The organism is Brumimicrobium sp., from assembly GCA_023957385.1.
GTDB lineage: Bacteria > Bacteroidota > Bacteroidia > Flavobacteriales_D > Crocinitomicaceae > Brumimicrobium.
This window is the reverse complement of sequence record JAMLGZ010000001.1, coordinates 1,231,276-1,246,676: the sequence shown is the minus strand read 5'-3', so window position 1 is coordinate 1,246,676 and position 15,401 is coordinate 1,231,276. Positions and strand designations below refer to the sequence as shown.

Below are 15,401 nucleotides of genomic sequence, written 5' to 3'. Positions count from 1 at the left end.
ATTCTGCCTTACAACACTAAATCTTCTGATAATCTCAGAAAAATATATACTTTTACAACATTAAATTAAAAACAAAAATATCACATGAAGTTAGTTTTTCTCACTGTATTTTTTGTAGCCCTTAACTTTTTAAGTAGCGCTCAAAAAAATGCAATCAGTTTCGTAGAATACGATTTAGACAACGGAATACACGTTATTTTGCATGAAGATCATGCCACACCAATTGTTGCGGTTTCAATTTTATACCATGTTGGTTCTAAAAATGAGGATCCAAATAGAACAGGATTTGCCCACTTTTTCGAACATTTAATGTTTGAAGGAACTAAAAATATCGATCGCGGTGAATATTCCAAATTTGTTGAAAAAAATGGTGGAACTTTAAATGCCAACACCTCACAAGATAGAACATATTATTATGAACTTCTTCCTTCAAATCAACTAGAACTAGGTTTATGGCTGGAATCTGAGAGATTACTCCATGCGAAAGTAGATAACACAGGGATTGAAACACAACGTGAAGTAGTAAAAGAAGAAAAAAGACAACGTATGGATAACCAACCTTATGGTTCATTTATGGAGAATGCATTTAAAAGATTATTCCAAGAGCATCCTTACCGCTGGATTCCCATTGGTTCTATGGAGGATTTAGACGCAGCACAAGAGGAAGATTATGTAAACTTCTATAAGACGTTCTATGTTCCTGCTAATGCAACTCTTTCTATTGCTGGAGACATTAATATCGTTGAAACAAAGAAGTTAATTGATAAATACTTTGCATCTATACCAAAAGGGCAAGCCATAAATTTATACCGTGATTTTATCAATATAGACGATGTTGCTTTCAAATCAAGATATGGTGTAGATAAATCTATATTTAATAAAGAAGACTTCTTCAAGACTACATCTAAAGAAGGTAAAGCAATGATATCTGAATACAGCAAAAAAGAAACCGTAATTCCTCGTCCAACTATTGTAGATGCTCCTTTATCTAAACAAACATTAGATACTATTTATGATAATATCCAACTACCTGCTGTTTTTATTTCATACCGCGCTCCTAAAGAAAATTCACGAGATGCGTATGTTATGCAAATGCTTAACACCATTCTATCTGGTAGTTCTAGTTCTCGTATGAACAAACGAATTGTTGAAGATAAACAGTTGGCTGTTGCAGCATTTTCATTTACCTTCCCTCTTGAAGACCCAGGAATGTCATTGTTTGCAGGGATAGCCTCTAAAGATGTAGATCCTACAGACCTGCTAGCTGCAATCGATACAGAAATTGAACGTGTACAAACTGAATTAATTACAGAAGAAGAATTCCAAAAGATCAAGAATCAATTTGAAAATGATTTTTATTCTTCTAATAGTTCAGTTGCCGGAAAAGCTGAGGCACTTGCCAATAATTATGTATATTTCAATAATACCAACCTCATCAATGAAGAATTGAAGATGTATGATGGAATAACACGTGAAGACATACAAGAAGCTGCAAAAAAATACCTTCCACAGAATCAACGCGTTATTTTGTTTTATTTACCTCAACCTACAGAATAATTAGACTCATAAAATATTAAAATGAAAAATATGAAAAATTTATTTTTAACAATCATATTAATTTGTTCAGTTGCATACTCTTTCGGACAAATAGATCGTTCTATCGTACCAACTGCTGCTCCTGCTCCAGAAATACATATCCCAAAACCAATCGTTTTTGATTTGGACAATGGAATGAAAGTAATTCTATCTCAAGATAACAGAATTCCAAAAGTTTCCTTTAATCTAGTCATGGGGTCAGATCCACAATTAGAAGGAAACAAAGCAGGTCTTTCTGATTTTGCTGGGAACTTACTGCTTTCTGGTACAACTAATAAAACAAAAGATCAGATTGATGAAGAAAAAGATTTCATCGGAGCAGATTTAAGTGCAAACAGTTCTTCAGTGTATCTTAGTGTTCTTACAAAACACATGGATAAAGGACTAACTATCATGGCGGATGTTGTTAAAAATGCCAATTTCCCGGAGAGTGAATATGATCGTATTAAAAAACAACTAGAGTCTAGCTTATATTCCAGCAAAACAGATCCAAATTCCATGATGAAAAATGCTATAAGCAAAGTGATTTTTGGAAATGAACATCCATACGGAGAAGTAATGACTGAGGAAACATTAAATAATATTACCCGTGAGGATATTATCAATTTTTATAAAAAACAATACACTCCTGCAGGAAGCTATTTGACGATTGTAGGAGATATCACTGAAGACCAAGCAAGAAATATTGCCAACAAATACTTCGGAGATTGGGAAGGCGGTGTTCCGTTTACAAAAAACTATGGAAAAGGAATGATCTCTAAAGGAAATCGTGTGATTTTCATAGAAAAACCCGGAGCAGTACAGTCTGTAATTGATGTGGCTTTCCCTATTGATATGTATCCAGGAGATGACAACCAGATTAAATTAAGCGTTCTAAACAAAGTTTTTGGAGGAACAGGATTTGGAGCTCGTTTAATGCAAAACTTACGTGAAGACAAAGCATATACGTATGGAGCATATTCTACCTTAAATATAAATAGAAAAGGGAGCTACCTTAGTACAGATGGTAATTTCAGAAACGACGTAACTGATTCTGCTATTGTACAATTTATTTACGAGATTAAACGAATCACTGAGAGCTTAGTGGAAGATAACGAATTATCACTTAATAAAGCTTCTATGGCTGGTGCATTTGCTCGTTCTTTAGAAAGTCCAAGAACAGTTGCTAATTTTGCACTTAATACCTTCCGAAATAAATTAGCTGACAATTATTATCAAAACTACCTTAAGAATTTAAGTTTAGTTTCTAAAGAAGATGTGCTAGATATGGCAAAGAGATACTTTTCTACAGATAATCTATACATCTTTGTTGTAGGTAATAAGGAGGTGCTTGAAAAATTAAAACAATTTGACACTGACGGAGAAATTGAAATTTTAGATGCTTTTGGAAATCTAGTGAAAGAAGTAGAATTTGAAAAATCTGACATCTCTTTAAAAGAAGTATATGAAAGATATCTAATGGCTGTTACTCAAACAAAAACTTTCAAAAAAGCAAATAAGAAGATATCCAAAGTAAAATCAATGACTACGGTTAGTGGGGCCAGTCCACAACAGATGCCTGTTGAATTACTAATGACACAATATTATGCTGCACCTACTAATAGCGCTATAAAATTAGAATATAATGGTATGGTGTTTCAAGAAGAAATTTTTAATGGAAAGGAAGGTATGACAAAAACAATGAGTCAGACCGGAATTGACACTAAGAAATACACTGCAGAAGAAGTGAGCAACAAATTAAAAACAGCAGGTTTATTTCCCGAATTTGCTCTTCTAAAGAATTTAAATACTCCTACCCTATTAGGAATTGAAGAAAGGATGGGAAAAAAGTTCTATGTAGTGAAATATGTAATTGGGGATGAGACTGTAACTACTTATTACAACACAGAAAACTATCTAAAAACTTATATTGACAAGTTAGAGGTTTCTGAAGAAGGTCCTGCTAGCGTAGCTACTATCATTAGTGGGTATGAGAATTACAAAGGATTTATGTTCCCAAGTCAAATCACACAAATGGCCGAATCAATGGGACTCGATATTAAAATCAAGAGTATTGTATTCAACAAGAAGATAGATCCAAAAGTATTTGAAGTAAAGTAATTTACTTTGACATATATGGGGAGAGCGACGCAAGTCGCTTTTCTTTTTTTAGATTTTCTATCTAAAATTCATCATAAAATCGCTAAACTTGTACAAAATTCAAAACATGAAAAAAGCAATTGTGATTCCGAATGCTCCGGCTCCAATAGGACCATATAGTCCTGCGATTCTAAAAAATGACACCTTATACGTAAGCGGTCAAATCCCTTTAAATCCTTCAAGTGGACAATTAGAAGTGAGTTCTATAGAATCAGCTACCAAACAAGTAATGAATAATATTACAGCACTCATAGAAACAGCAGGATTTAAGATGACTGACATAGTGAAATGTACTATTTTCTTAAAATCAATGGATGATTTCCCAAAGGTAAATGAAGTTTATGGCTCTTATTTTACAAGTGAGCCTCCTGCTAGAGAAACTGTTCAGGTTGCCAAACTTCCTATGGATGTTCCTATTGAAATTTCTTGTATAGCCATTAAATAATTTATTTTTAGCCCTCACACTTTGAGCGAACAGGCTGTCCGTATATCTATTGTAATTGTAAATTACAACGTTGAGTATTTCCTAGAGCAATGCCTCAATTCAGTATATATTGCCTTAAAGGATGTTACTGGAGAAGTATTTGTTGTTGACAACAATTCCATAGATGGATCTGTTGATATGGTAAGGAATAAATTTCCACAAACTAAACTCATTGAAAATAAGTTTAATGCTGGATTCTCAAAAGCGAATAATCAAGCCATCCTGCAAGCAAAAGGAGATTATATTCTCTTACTCAACCCCGATACAGTTGTAGAAGAAGACACATTCATTAAATGTATCAAATTCATGGATGAGCACCCAGACGCTGGTGGTTTAGGCGTTCGAATGATTGATGGAAAAGGACAGTTTCTACCAGAGAGTAAACGAGGACTTCCCACTCCATCTGTCGCTTTTTATAAAATCTTTGGTTTATCGCGCATTTTTCCTAAGAGCAAACTATTTGGAAGGTATCATTTGGGTTATCTTGACGAATTTGAAACTAATGAAATTGAGATTTTGGCAGGAGCTTTCATGTTAATGCGCAAAGAAACGTTAGATAAAGTTGGGCTGCTGGATGAGGATTTCTTTATGTATGGAGAAGATATTGATTTATCATACAGAATTACCTCAGGTGGATATAAAAATTATTATTTTCCAAAAACTCAAATTATCCATTACAAAGGAGAAAGCACTAAGAAAAGTAGCATCAACTATGTATTTGTCTTCTACAACGCCATGGTTATCTTTGCCGAGAAGCATTTTTCAAAGAAGAACGCAAAGCTCTTTTCATTTTTTATCAATCTTGCTATATACTTTAGGGCAGGACTAGCTATTTTAAATCGATTTATCAAGCGTATTATTTTACCACTATTTGATTTTGTTGCTATTATATCCATATTATTCTCATTATCTCTCTTATGGAAACAGGGACATATTCAATTACCTTATGCTATTTTAAAATATGCGCTTCCTGGGTACTCACTCACTTGGTTAATTGTCAATTTATATACTGGTTCTTATGATTTTCCTGTAAAATTAAAATCCTATTTCTATGGTACTTTGGTTGGAACCATTATTATTCTTGTTATTTATGCTCTACTCCCGAAGGAAGTTCAATTTTCTCGTTTATTTATTCTGCTAGGAGCAACTCTTACTTTCTGTTATTTTATTATCTCCCGCTTTTTTATGCATCTTCTATTAGGTCAAAGATACAATCTACAAGGAATTAAAAATAAAAATTTTGCTATCGTAGGGGATGAAGAAGAAGTAGAAAGAGTTCAGTTAATTTTAAAGAATAGCGCGCATAAAATCAACTCCATACATAGCGTTTCTCCCACAGAAGAGAAAAATGCAACTAATAGTGGAACATTAAATCAATTGGATCAAGTCATAGACATACATAATATTGATGAGGTAATATTTTGTGCTAAAAATACTTCTTCAGAAACTATCATCAACTTCATGTCTAAAACTGCTGACAAGGTTGAGTTTAAGATTGCGCAACCAAATAGCATGTACCTTATTGGAAGTAATTCGGTTGACACAGCAGGCGATATCTATCTAATGGAAATAGAAAATATTTCTAAGTCATCTAATAAACGAAACAAGAGGACACTCGATATAATAACTTCTCTCCTTCTTCTTTTAATAAGCCCAATAATTATCTGGTTTTATGCTAATAGGATTAAATTCCTGAGAAATTGCTTAAATGTCCTTTTTGGTAAGAAATCATGGATAGGTTATTTTATAGAAGAAAACACGGTTTCAAATATAGGTTTACCAAATATTAAGTCAGGTATTTTGACCCCTATCGATCAAGACAATAATCCCTTACTCATAAAAAATATGGCTTTAAATTCAAAGCTAAATCTTATTTATGCTAGAGATTATAAGGTCTTTACAGACATTAAAATTCTATGGCAAAATCGAAAAAAATTAGATAGATAAAACGAGAGAAGGTTTGTAAAGACAGAAAAAAATAATTACTTTTGTGAACCAAAAAAAAATAGAATTATAACCCTATAAATAAAGATATGTCACAAGTAGAAATTCGCCTACCCAAAATGGGAGAAAGTGTTACCGAAGCAACAATTACAAATTGGTTAAAAAATGTGGGAGACACCGTAGCTATGGACGAACCACTTGTAGAGGTGGCAACAGACAAAGTAGATAACGAACTACCTTCTGAAGCTACAGGCACATTAGTTAAAATTCTTTTCAAAGTTGATGAGGTTGCTCAAGTTGGTGATGTTATCGCTATTATTTCTACAGATGGTAGTGCTGCTGTTGAAACTTCTGTAATAGAAGAAACTCCTGTTGCAGTTGCTACTATTGAAAAAACTGTAAATGATGCTACAACATCAGTTATAAATAACCATATTGAAATTGGAAAGGATAGCCCTAGTGGCAGATTCTATTCTCCTTTAGTAAGAAGTATCGCTAGCAAAGAAGGTATTTCCATGGGAGAATTAGAAGCTATTAAGGGAAGCGGACAAAATGACCGTGTTACTAAAAAAGATATTTTTGATTATATTGAAAACAGAGGAGGACAAACTACAGTTGCTGTTGAAAAACCAGCTACTCCTCAAGTGACTATTTCAAACAACACTCCAGTTGTTAAGGAGATTACGCAATCTGTCAGCATTCCATTGATGGAAGGAGATGAAATTATAGAAATGGATCGTATGCGAAAGATGATTGCTGAACACATGGTTCGTTCTAAACATACTTCTCCTCACGTTACTTCTTTTGTTGAAGCAGATGTAACAACAATTTGGAACTGGAGAAATAAAATTAAAAAAGAATTTGAAGCTCGTGAAGGCGAAAACTTTACGTTCACACCTATTTTCATTGATGCTGTAACAAAAGCTATTAAAGATTTCCCTGGTGTTAACGTAAGTATTGATGGGGATAAAATTATTCAGCGTAAGCATATTAATATTGGTATGGCTGCTGCTTTACCTTCTGGAAATTTGATTGTTCCTGTTATTAAAGATGCCGATCAATTAAATTTATTAGGACTAGCTAAAAAAGTAAATGAATTAGCTAATAAGGCTAGAAACAATAAATTATCATCAGATGAAATTTCAGGTGGCACATATACATTAACTAATGTAGGTACCTTTGGAAATGTAATGGGAACTCCTATTATTAACCAACCACAAGTAGCTATTTTAGCAACAGGCTCTATTCGTAAAGTTCCTGCAGTAATAGAAACTCCAGAGGGAGATTTTATCGGAATCCGTTACAAAATGTTCCTATCTCACTCATACGACCATAGAGTTGTTGATGGTGCTTTAGGAGGTCAATTTGTTACAAGAGTGGCAAAATATTTGGAAGCTTTTGATCCAAGCACAAAAATATAACTGAAAAAATCAAAAAAAATAATGAACTTAATAATAAGTTCATTATTTTTACCTTCATAATCAGCAAAATGAAAAATTTATCACTTCTCCTAATTACTATCTTCCCCCTATCTTTTGTGTATGCACAGGATAATGATTTGCCAGAAGATTTCATTAGTACCGCAACTAAAAAACAACTTGTTCAACGTAATACAGAAGCTATATTAAATAATAGATATGACCAAAGTATTACTATAGCCAACAAACTACTTGGAATGGATCCTGAGAATCTAAATTTCCAATTTAGAAAAGGATTAGGCTTATTTAATTCCATTTTCCATAGCCCATCAGAAGCTATACCTTATTTTGAAAAGGCAGCAACAGGAACTAAAAAGAATTTTGATTTCTTCTCTACATCTGAAAAGAAATCCCCTACAGTTGTATTCTTTTATCTAGCTAGATGTTACCATCTCACTGATAATATAGATAAAGCAAAGGAAAACTACCAAATATTCTTAGATTCTAAATCAAGAGATCCTGAATTAATAGCTCAGACTAACTTATATATGGTTCAATGCGATAATGCAAAAGAATACATGAAGAACCCGAGCAACTACAAAATTGATAATCTATCTGATAATATTAACTCAAAATACGCCGATTATTCCCCAGTTATTTCATTAGATGGGACTACCTTATTTTTTACATCTCGCAGACTTAGATTAGATAGTCTAAATTTAGATTATAAAGAGCCAGGTACAACTCTCTATTTAGAAGATGTTTATCGTGCGCTAAGGACAGATTTTGACGGCTGGGAAGAGGCTGAACTGATGACCTTTTCAAGATTAGATAGAAACGAAGCTTCCGTTTATATGGCTCCTGATGGACGGACAGTATACTTCTATAAAGATGATGAAGGAAATGGAGATATCTACACTAGTAAATTTGAGCAAAAAGGCTATGGAGAACTAAAACCTCTTGATATAAAAGGAGTAAATACAGATGCATGGGAACCTCATATTGCATTTAGTGCAGATGGTCAATATGGTTATTTTACTTCTGATAGAGAAGGTGGTTATGGAGGTAGAGATATCTACCGAATCACTAAACTTCCTGATGGAAAATGGAGTGAACCATCCAATTTAGGTCCAACAATTAACACAGAATACGATGAGGATGGTCCCTTCATAGCTGTTGATAATACTACACTTTATTTTGCTTCTAATGGAAAAAACAGCATGGGAGGTTTTGACATTTTCGTTTCAGTTTTAGATCCGAATACACAACAATGGAGTACTCCTATTAACTTAGGGTATCCTCTTAACTCAACCGGAGATGATATCTATTTCACCTCAATAGCTGATGGAACAGTGGGCTACTATACCTCATACAGAGAAGGAGGAATAGGAGAAAAAGACATCTACAGAGTTGAAGCAGAAAACCTTAAAGTAAAAAATGCTAAAGTATTATTGGGAAATGTATCTACATCCAATGGAGAACCTCTTTTATTTGAAGATTTCTTAATTACTTTAAATTGTAAAAATTGTGGAGACGAACAATTAAAAACGCGCGAAATTTATTTACGCCCAGAAGATGGAGGATTTTTCTCTACACTCGATCCTTGCCGTGATTACGAAATGATTGTAACACAAAAAGGAGAAGAGCTTCAACGAGAGACGTTTAATACAGAATGTGAAAAAGGTTATCAAGAAATCAAGAAAGATATCGTCATTCAAATTGAAGAAGTGGAAACTGCCATTGGAGAATTAGATATAAATGGTAAAGTGATTGCTAGAAATAATGAGAATATTCCTGATGATGTGGTATTTAAAATCCGCTGCTTAGATTGCGAAGATAATAATGAAGCTATTATTACTCCATTTGATAAAAATTCAGGTGACTATGCTTCTAAACTTCAACCTTGTCATGAATATGAAGTTACTTTTGATAAAGGAGGAGAAGTATTTTACAAAGAAACGTTCAGAACAGACTGTGAACCTGAAGAACCTACTGTGAAGAAAGACTTTATCCTTGATTTAGAATTCATCCATGCTGGTAATTTCCTTCCATTTGGTATTAAACACTACTTTGGTTATAATAACAATGAAGTAGATCCAAATAATGGTCACTTGAAAGAATTATTTGATATTATGCATGACCAAGTGAAAAAAGGAAGAAAAGAATTCATTCTTTATGTGGATGCATCTGCCTCTAAAGTGACTACTTCCAAGTTTAAAAACAATATGGAATTAGCACAAACAAGAGCTAATAATATCGTTAAAATCCTTAATAATCATATAAATACATTTAGTGACATTAAGGGTAAAGTGACAATTAAGATAAGAGATGTCAGTGTAAATGGACCAGAATACCAAAGAGGTATGCAAACTGAAGTTAAGAAATATATACCATATCAGTTTGTGGTAATAGAATTATCCGGTTCAAATATAAATGATTTGCCAACTAATCTACAACAATCTAAAGACGCTGAAATAAAGGATTAATAATATTGCTTTCAACTTGTATATTTGATTGAAAGATTCGATATTTGTTATATGAATAAAGTGGGTCAATTGACCCACTTTTTATTGTAGTCAAATGAATATAAAATTAACAAATAGCCTGTGTGTTTTTGATATCGAATCAACTGGTTTAGATATTTCCACAGATAGAATTATTGAGATTTCGATTTTGAAGATTTCCCCTAAAGGAGAGAAAGACAACTTAACTTTACGAATAAACCCTGAAATAGAAATACCAAAAGAAAGCTCTGAAATCCATGGCATAACCAATCAAGACATAAAGGATTGCCCTACTTTCAAAGATGTAGCAAATCAAATTGCCGAGTTTATCGGAAGTGCCGATTTAGCTGGATACAATTCTAATAAATTCGATATTCCGTTACTAGCAGAAGAATTTTTACGAATTGAACATGTCTTTGACATGAATGCTCGTAAGTTCATCGATGTGCAGAATATTTTTCATAAGATGGAGCAACGTACCCTTGTAGCAGCATATAAATTCTATTGTAAGAAAGATTTAGAAAATGCACACAGCGCTTTAGCCGATGTGACTGCTACATGGGAAGTATTAGAGGCACAAATCTCTCGTTATAATGAATTGGAAAATAATGTAGATTTCCTGTCAGATTTTTCTGTAAATAATAAATTTGAAATTGTAGATTTTGCTGGAAGATTAGCTAAAAATGAGCAAGGAAAAATTAGCTATAACTTCGGTAAACACAAAGGAAAAACAATTGAAGAAGTAGATAAGATTGAACCGGGTTATTATGGATGGATGTTAAATGGTAATTTTCCTCTACATACAAAAGCAGTGTTAAAAAAAGAAATGGATAGAATCAAAAACCATCGTCAAGAACAAAAAACTATCTATAAAGAAAAAGAAACACAACGTATGGAAAATAAACTTGAGGCGCTTAAAAACAAATTTAATAAGTAATATGAAAATCATTTGTATTGGTCGTAACTACGTGAATCATGCAAAAGAAATGAATGCAGAAGTTCCACAGGCGCCTGTCTTTTTTATGAAACCAGATACCGCCTTACTTCCAAAGAAAAACCCTTTTTACTATCCTGAATTCACTCAAAACTTACACCATGAATGTGAAATAGTTATTAAAATCACTAGAGTAGGAAAAAATATAGCTGAAAAATTTGCCCATGATTACTATGATTCTATGACACTGGGTATAGATTTTACGGCGCGTGACTTACAAGATATTTGTAAGGCTAAAGGTCTGCCATGGGAAATTGCAAAATCCTTTGAGCACAGCGCTCCTATAGGAGATACATTCATCCCTATTCAAGGAAAGAATATACAAGATATTCAGTTTCACTTAGAAAAGAATGGTGAAGTTGTACAACAAGGAAATACAAAAGACATGCTGTTTACTGTTGACAAGTTAATTGCTTATATCTCTCAATTTATGACATTAAAAATAGGAGATTTAATTTTTACTGGCACACCCGCTGGTGTAGGCCCTGTCCAGATTGGAGACCATTTAGTTGGATACATAGAAGGTGAAAAGATATTGGATTTAAAGATCAAATAATGGAACATCATCTTACCGTACAGAAAACAGCACGCTATTTTACTTATGGAAACTTTGAAACTGCTGAAAACATTTGGATAGTTCTACATGGTTATGCACAACTTCCCTATTATTTTATTCATAAATTTCATGGACTAGATCCAAACAAAAATTTTGTTGTAGCACCGGAAGGATTAAATCGATTTTATAAAAATGGTACTAGTGGACGTGTCGGAGCAACTTGGATGACGAAAGAAGCACGTTTAGATGATATTCAAGATAATATGAACTATCTCGATCAACTAGCCAAGCAATTACTCGATAAAAAACAATTTAAAAATAAAATTCTACTTGGATTCTCGCAAGGAGGGGCTACAGCAGCGCGCTGGCATCAATATGGGAGTTTTCATGCTAATCATTTTGTTTTATGGGCTAGCGTATTCCCACCCGACCTCCATATAGAGGAGAATGAAAGTGAACTCTTTAACTCCACTAATTATTTCATTGTAGGAGAAGATGACGAATACTTCAAAGATCATATTGAAGAACTTCGAGCCTTTTATGCTGAACAGTTGTACTCAACTCATTTCCTAACATTCGAAGGAAAACACGATATTGAGAATACACAACTCTTGGAAGTAATAAATAATTTTGCTAAATAAATTTTGTATTTATTCTCCAAGTAGGTTATTTAGAAAATTCTAAACCTGATTTTACGAAAATTTAATTTATTTCTTTCAACCAACCAAAGGTATCTTCTACTCTACCATATTTGATATCATCTAGCGTATTTTTTAGTTGTTGTGACATGGAACCATCTGTAATCGGTGCTAAGTGATAATTCTCTCCTCTGAACCCAATTAATTTAATTGGAGCCACTGTAGCAGCTGTTCCTGCTCCAAATGCTTCAGTCACAGAGCCATCTTTTATCCCTTCAATTATTTCTTTTACAGAAATTTTACGTTCTTCAACTTGAATACCTTTAGACTGAGCTACTTCTATCAAACTTCTCTTTGTGATTCCAGCCAAAATGGTCTCTGACTCTGCTGGAGAAATTAATTTCCCATCTTTTACAAACAAGACATTCATGGTTCCAGCTTCTTCTATATATTCGTGAGTTTGCCCATCTGTCCAAATGATCTGCTGATAACCTGCTTCTTGAGCTAATTTTGTAGGATAAAGAGCTGCGGCATAATTTCCTGCTGTTTTGGCAAAACCAACTCCCCCTATATTAGCTCTTGTATATTCTTCTTCAATCTTTATTCCAATGGGTTCTGTATAATACGGACCAACTGGGCATGTAAAAATCATGAAACGATAAGTTTGAGAAGGTTTTATTCCTGTATATCCATCTGTTGCAAACATGAACGGGCGAATATACATAGCGTTAGTTTGTTTAACCGGAACCCAATCCTTATCAAAATTCAACAACTTCATCAAACAATACATGAACAAATCTTCTGGTATATCAGCCATACACATTCTATATGCAGATTTTCTAAATCTAGTAGCATTCATCTCAGGGCGAAATACCACTGGAGTCCCATCTGATTTTCGATAAGCTTTCATGCCTTCAAAAATAGATTGACCATAGTGTATTGCTGATGTAGCAGGGTGAAGGGGTAATGCTCCAAAAGGCATAATTTCTGGCTCTTGCCATTCTCCATCTGTATAATCCATCACCAACATGTGGTCTGAAAAAACGTGTCCAAACACGATATTATCCCAATCTACCTCATTGATTCTACTCTCCTGAATTTTGTTGGTCTTAATTGTATAGTTTTGTGTACTCATAATAATTGTCTCCTACAAAAATAAGCATTTTATTGTTTTCACATTTGGTTCATCTCTGAAATAACCTATTTATTCTTATTTTTGAATTATAAAGTTCACTGTGACAGCGCAAGAAATTTTAAAACAATATTGGGGGTATGACAGTTTTCGAGCGCAACAAGGCGATATTGTCCAAAGCGTTATAACTGGGAACGATACCTTTGCACTGCTTCCAACTGGAGGTGGAAAATCTATTTGTTTTCAAGTTCCTGGACTAGCTCGTGATGGTATATGCATTGTTATTTCACCACTAATTGCACTGATGCAAGATCAGGTTAAAAACTTACAATCCAAAGGAATAAAAGCCGCTGCTATTACTTCCGGGATGAGTAAACGAGAAATTGATATCATTCTAGATAATGCTAAATTTGGAGGATTAGATTTTTTATATGTTTCTCCTGAACGATTAAAAACAGAATTGTTTCTCACTCGCTTTAAACAAATGCAAGTTGGACTTATTGCTATTGATGAGGCTCATTGTATTTCTCAATGGGGACATGATTTCAGACCTCCTTATTTAGATATTCATTTGCTTCGCGAAATAGCTCCAAATGTTCCTATCATTGCAGTTACAGCCACCGCAACAGCCCAAGTAAAAGAAGACATTATCCAACATCTCAAACTCAAAAATCCCAACTATTATGAAGGGAGTTTTGCCAGAGATAATATTTCCTATGAAATTTATTCTGTAGAAAACAAACGAAATGCAATACTCAAAGTTTGTGAAAAATTCAAAGGGCACACTGGTATTATCTATTGTCAGACAAGAAGGGAAACCAAAGAGATAGCCAAGCTTCTTTTAGCGCATCATTTATCTGTAGGGGTATATCATGGAGGCATGACGAATGAAGATAGGAAAAATACATTAGATGCTTGGATGCATAATCAAATTCGTATAGTTATAGCAACAAATGCATTTGGGATGGGGATAGATAAACCTGATGTACGTTTTGTATTACATTATGAAGTCCCCAACAATATCGAAGCATATTTTCAAGAAGCCGGTAGGGCTGGTCGAGATGGAAAAGCTTCTCGCAATTTAGCCTTTTACAATCAGATGGATGTCATAAAAATGAAACAACGGCTAAAAGAAGCATTTCCTCCCATAGAGTATATAAAAATGATTTATCGTGCCATTTGCAATCATTTAGGCGTAGCCATTGGATCAGGAGAAAATGAGACGTACGATTTGGATATAAAGGCCTTTGTTAAAAAATATGAATTAGAGCCAACAGAAGCATATAACGCACTTAAAATCTTAGAGTTAAACGATACCTTGTTATTAAATGAGGCCGCACACCATCCTACCAAGTTACGTTTTGCTGTTAACAACAATACACTTTATGATTTCCAAATAAAAAATGAAAAATACGACCCTATCATTTCTCTCCTTTCTAGGAAATATGCAGGAATTTTCTCCAACTTTATAGAAATTGATGAGAACTTTCTTTCTAAGCAACTCAAAATAAGTCACGATCAAGTAACGAAAACACTACAATATCTTGAAAAACAAGGGTTAATTGAGGCTACATGGCAGACAGATTTACCACAAATAACTTTTCTACACGAAAGGCTACCCGATGACTATATGCGCATTGAGAAAGATGTGTACGACCATCGTAAACAAACAGCAACTATGAAGCTAGATAGTATGCTGCATTTTCTACAGGCTCCAATTTGTCGTTCTATTCTTTTGTTGGAATATTTTGGGCAAAAAGGAGAAAAATGTGGTAAATGTGATATTTGTCTATCGGAGAATAATTCCAACTATACTGCACAGGAATTAATGGAAATAATTTTTAAACTTTTACAAGAAAAGCCTCGCTCTTTGGATGAATTAATGACAATAATTACCCATACTGATAAGACTTTTATTTCAGGGATTATCAACTGGATGCTAGATGAAGATAAGATATACTTCAATAATAATATGCTTGAAAATAGAAAACTATAA

The 15,401-nt window shown here is 33.7% G+C and carries 11 protein-coding genes; 10 read left to right on the top strand and 1 reads right to left on the bottom strand.

The window, feature by feature from the left end; translation table 11 throughout:
- Window positions 1–84: 84 nt before the first annotated feature.
- The 9 genes from M9897_05485 to M9897_05445 all read left to right on the top strand — a co-directional run bounded on the left by M9897_05485 (window position 85) and on the right by M9897_05445 (window position 12,276).
- Window positions 85–1,557, top strand: a complete 1,473-nt coding sequence (locus M9897_05485; protein ID MCO5268329.1) for an insulinase family protein — start codon at window positions 85–87, stop codon at window positions 1,555–1,557.
- A gap of 30 nt (window positions 1,558–1,587) precedes the next feature.
- Window positions 1,588–3,696, top strand: coding sequence for an insulinase family protein (locus M9897_05480; protein ID MCO5268328.1), 2,109 nt, complete (start codon window positions 1,588–1,590; stop codon window positions 3,694–3,696).
- Window positions 3,697–3,802: 106 nt separating this feature from the next.
- A complete protein-coding gene (locus M9897_05475) occupies window positions 3,803–4,180 on the top strand; it encodes a Rid family detoxifying hydrolase (protein ID MCO5268327.1) in 378 nt (125 codons plus the stop codon).
- A 21-nt stretch (window positions 4,181–4,201) separates the two neighbouring features.
- On the top strand, window positions 4,202–6,166 hold the full coding sequence (locus M9897_05470) for a glycosyltransferase family 2 protein (protein ID MCO5268326.1): 1,965 nt from the start codon (window positions 4,202–4,204) through the stop codon (window positions 6,164–6,166).
- 86 nt (window positions 6,167–6,252) lie between these two features.
- Complete coding sequence (locus M9897_05465; protein MCO5268325.1) at window positions 6,253–7,584, top strand: 2-oxo acid dehydrogenase subunit E2; 1,332 nt, start codon at window positions 6,253–6,255, stop codon at window positions 7,582–7,584.
- A 68-nt stretch (window positions 7,585–7,652) separates the two neighbouring features.
- Window positions 7,653–10,067 (top strand): hypothetical protein, encoded by a 2,415-nt coding sequence (locus M9897_05460; protein ID MCO5268324.1) that lies wholly within the window; start codon window positions 7,653–7,655, stop codon window positions 10,065–10,067.
- 94 nt (window positions 10,068–10,161) lie between these two features.
- Window positions 10,162–11,022, top strand: a complete 861-nt coding sequence (locus M9897_05455; GenBank protein MCO5268323.1) for a 3'-5' exonuclease — start codon at window positions 10,162–10,164, stop codon at window positions 11,020–11,022.
- A 1-nt stretch (window position 11,023) separates the two neighbouring features.
- The gene (locus M9897_05450) at window positions 11,024–11,635 is read left to right on the top strand and encodes a fumarylacetoacetate hydrolase family protein (protein ID MCO5268322.1); all 612 of its coding nucleotides are present in this window, start codon (window positions 11,024–11,026) and stop codon (window positions 11,633–11,635) included.
- Window positions 11,635–12,276: a hypothetical protein gene (locus tag M9897_05445; GenBank protein ID MCO5268321.1), complete on the top strand. Its 642-nt coding sequence runs from the start codon at window positions 11,635–11,637 to the stop codon at window positions 12,274–12,276. Before M9897_05450 ends, M9897_05445 begins: the two co-directional genes overlap by 1 nt.
- 61 nt (window positions 12,277–12,337) lie before the next feature.
- Here the strand turns inward: M9897_05445 and M9897_05440 are convergent, their stop codons facing one another.
- Entirely contained in the window at window positions 12,338–13,408 is a 1,071-nt protein-coding gene (locus tag M9897_05440; GenBank protein ID MCO5268320.1) for a branched-chain amino acid aminotransferase, read from the bottom strand.
- Between the two features lie 100 nt (window positions 13,409–13,508).
- Here M9897_05440 and M9897_05435 point away from each other — a divergent pair, with 100 nt between their 5' ends.
- Entirely contained in the window at window positions 13,509–15,401 is a 1,893-nt protein-coding gene (locus M9897_05435) for a RecQ family ATP-dependent DNA helicase (protein MCO5268319.1), read from the top strand.

What these genes read in the sequence shown, in the direction of transcription:
- M9897_05455 (MCO5268323.1), top strand. Translation starts at nt 10,162, where the DNA reads ATGAATATAAAATTAACAAATAGCCTGTGTGTTTTTGATATCGAATCA.
- M9897_05485 (MCO5268329.1), top strand. Translation starts at nt 85, where the DNA reads ATGAAGTTAGTTTTTCTCACTGTATTTTTTGTAGCCCTTAACTTTTTA.
- M9897_05480 (MCO5268328.1), top strand. Translation starts at nt 1,588, where the DNA reads ATGAAAAATTTATTTTTAACAATCATATTAATTTGTTCAGTTGCATAC.
- M9897_05475 (MCO5268327.1), top strand. Translation starts at nt 3,803, where the DNA reads ATGAAAAAAGCAATTGTGATTCCGAATGCTCCGGCTCCAATAGGACCA.
- M9897_05440 (MCO5268320.1), bottom strand. Translation starts at nt 13,408, where the DNA reads ATGAGTACACAAAACTATACAATTAAGACCAACAAAATTCAGGAGAGT.
- M9897_05445 (MCO5268321.1), top strand. Translation starts at nt 11,635, where the DNA reads ATGGAACATCATCTTACCGTACAGAAAACAGCACGCTATTTTACTTAT.
- M9897_05460 (MCO5268324.1), top strand. Translation starts at nt 7,653, where the DNA reads ATGAAAAATTTATCACTTCTCCTAATTACTATCTTCCCCCTATCTTTT.
- M9897_05450 (MCO5268322.1), top strand. Translation starts at nt 11,024, where the DNA reads ATGAAAATCATTTGTATTGGTCGTAACTACGTGAATCATGCAAAAGAA.
- M9897_05465 (MCO5268325.1), top strand. Translation starts at nt 6,253, where the DNA reads ATGTCACAAGTAGAAATTCGCCTACCCAAAATGGGAGAAAGTGTTACC.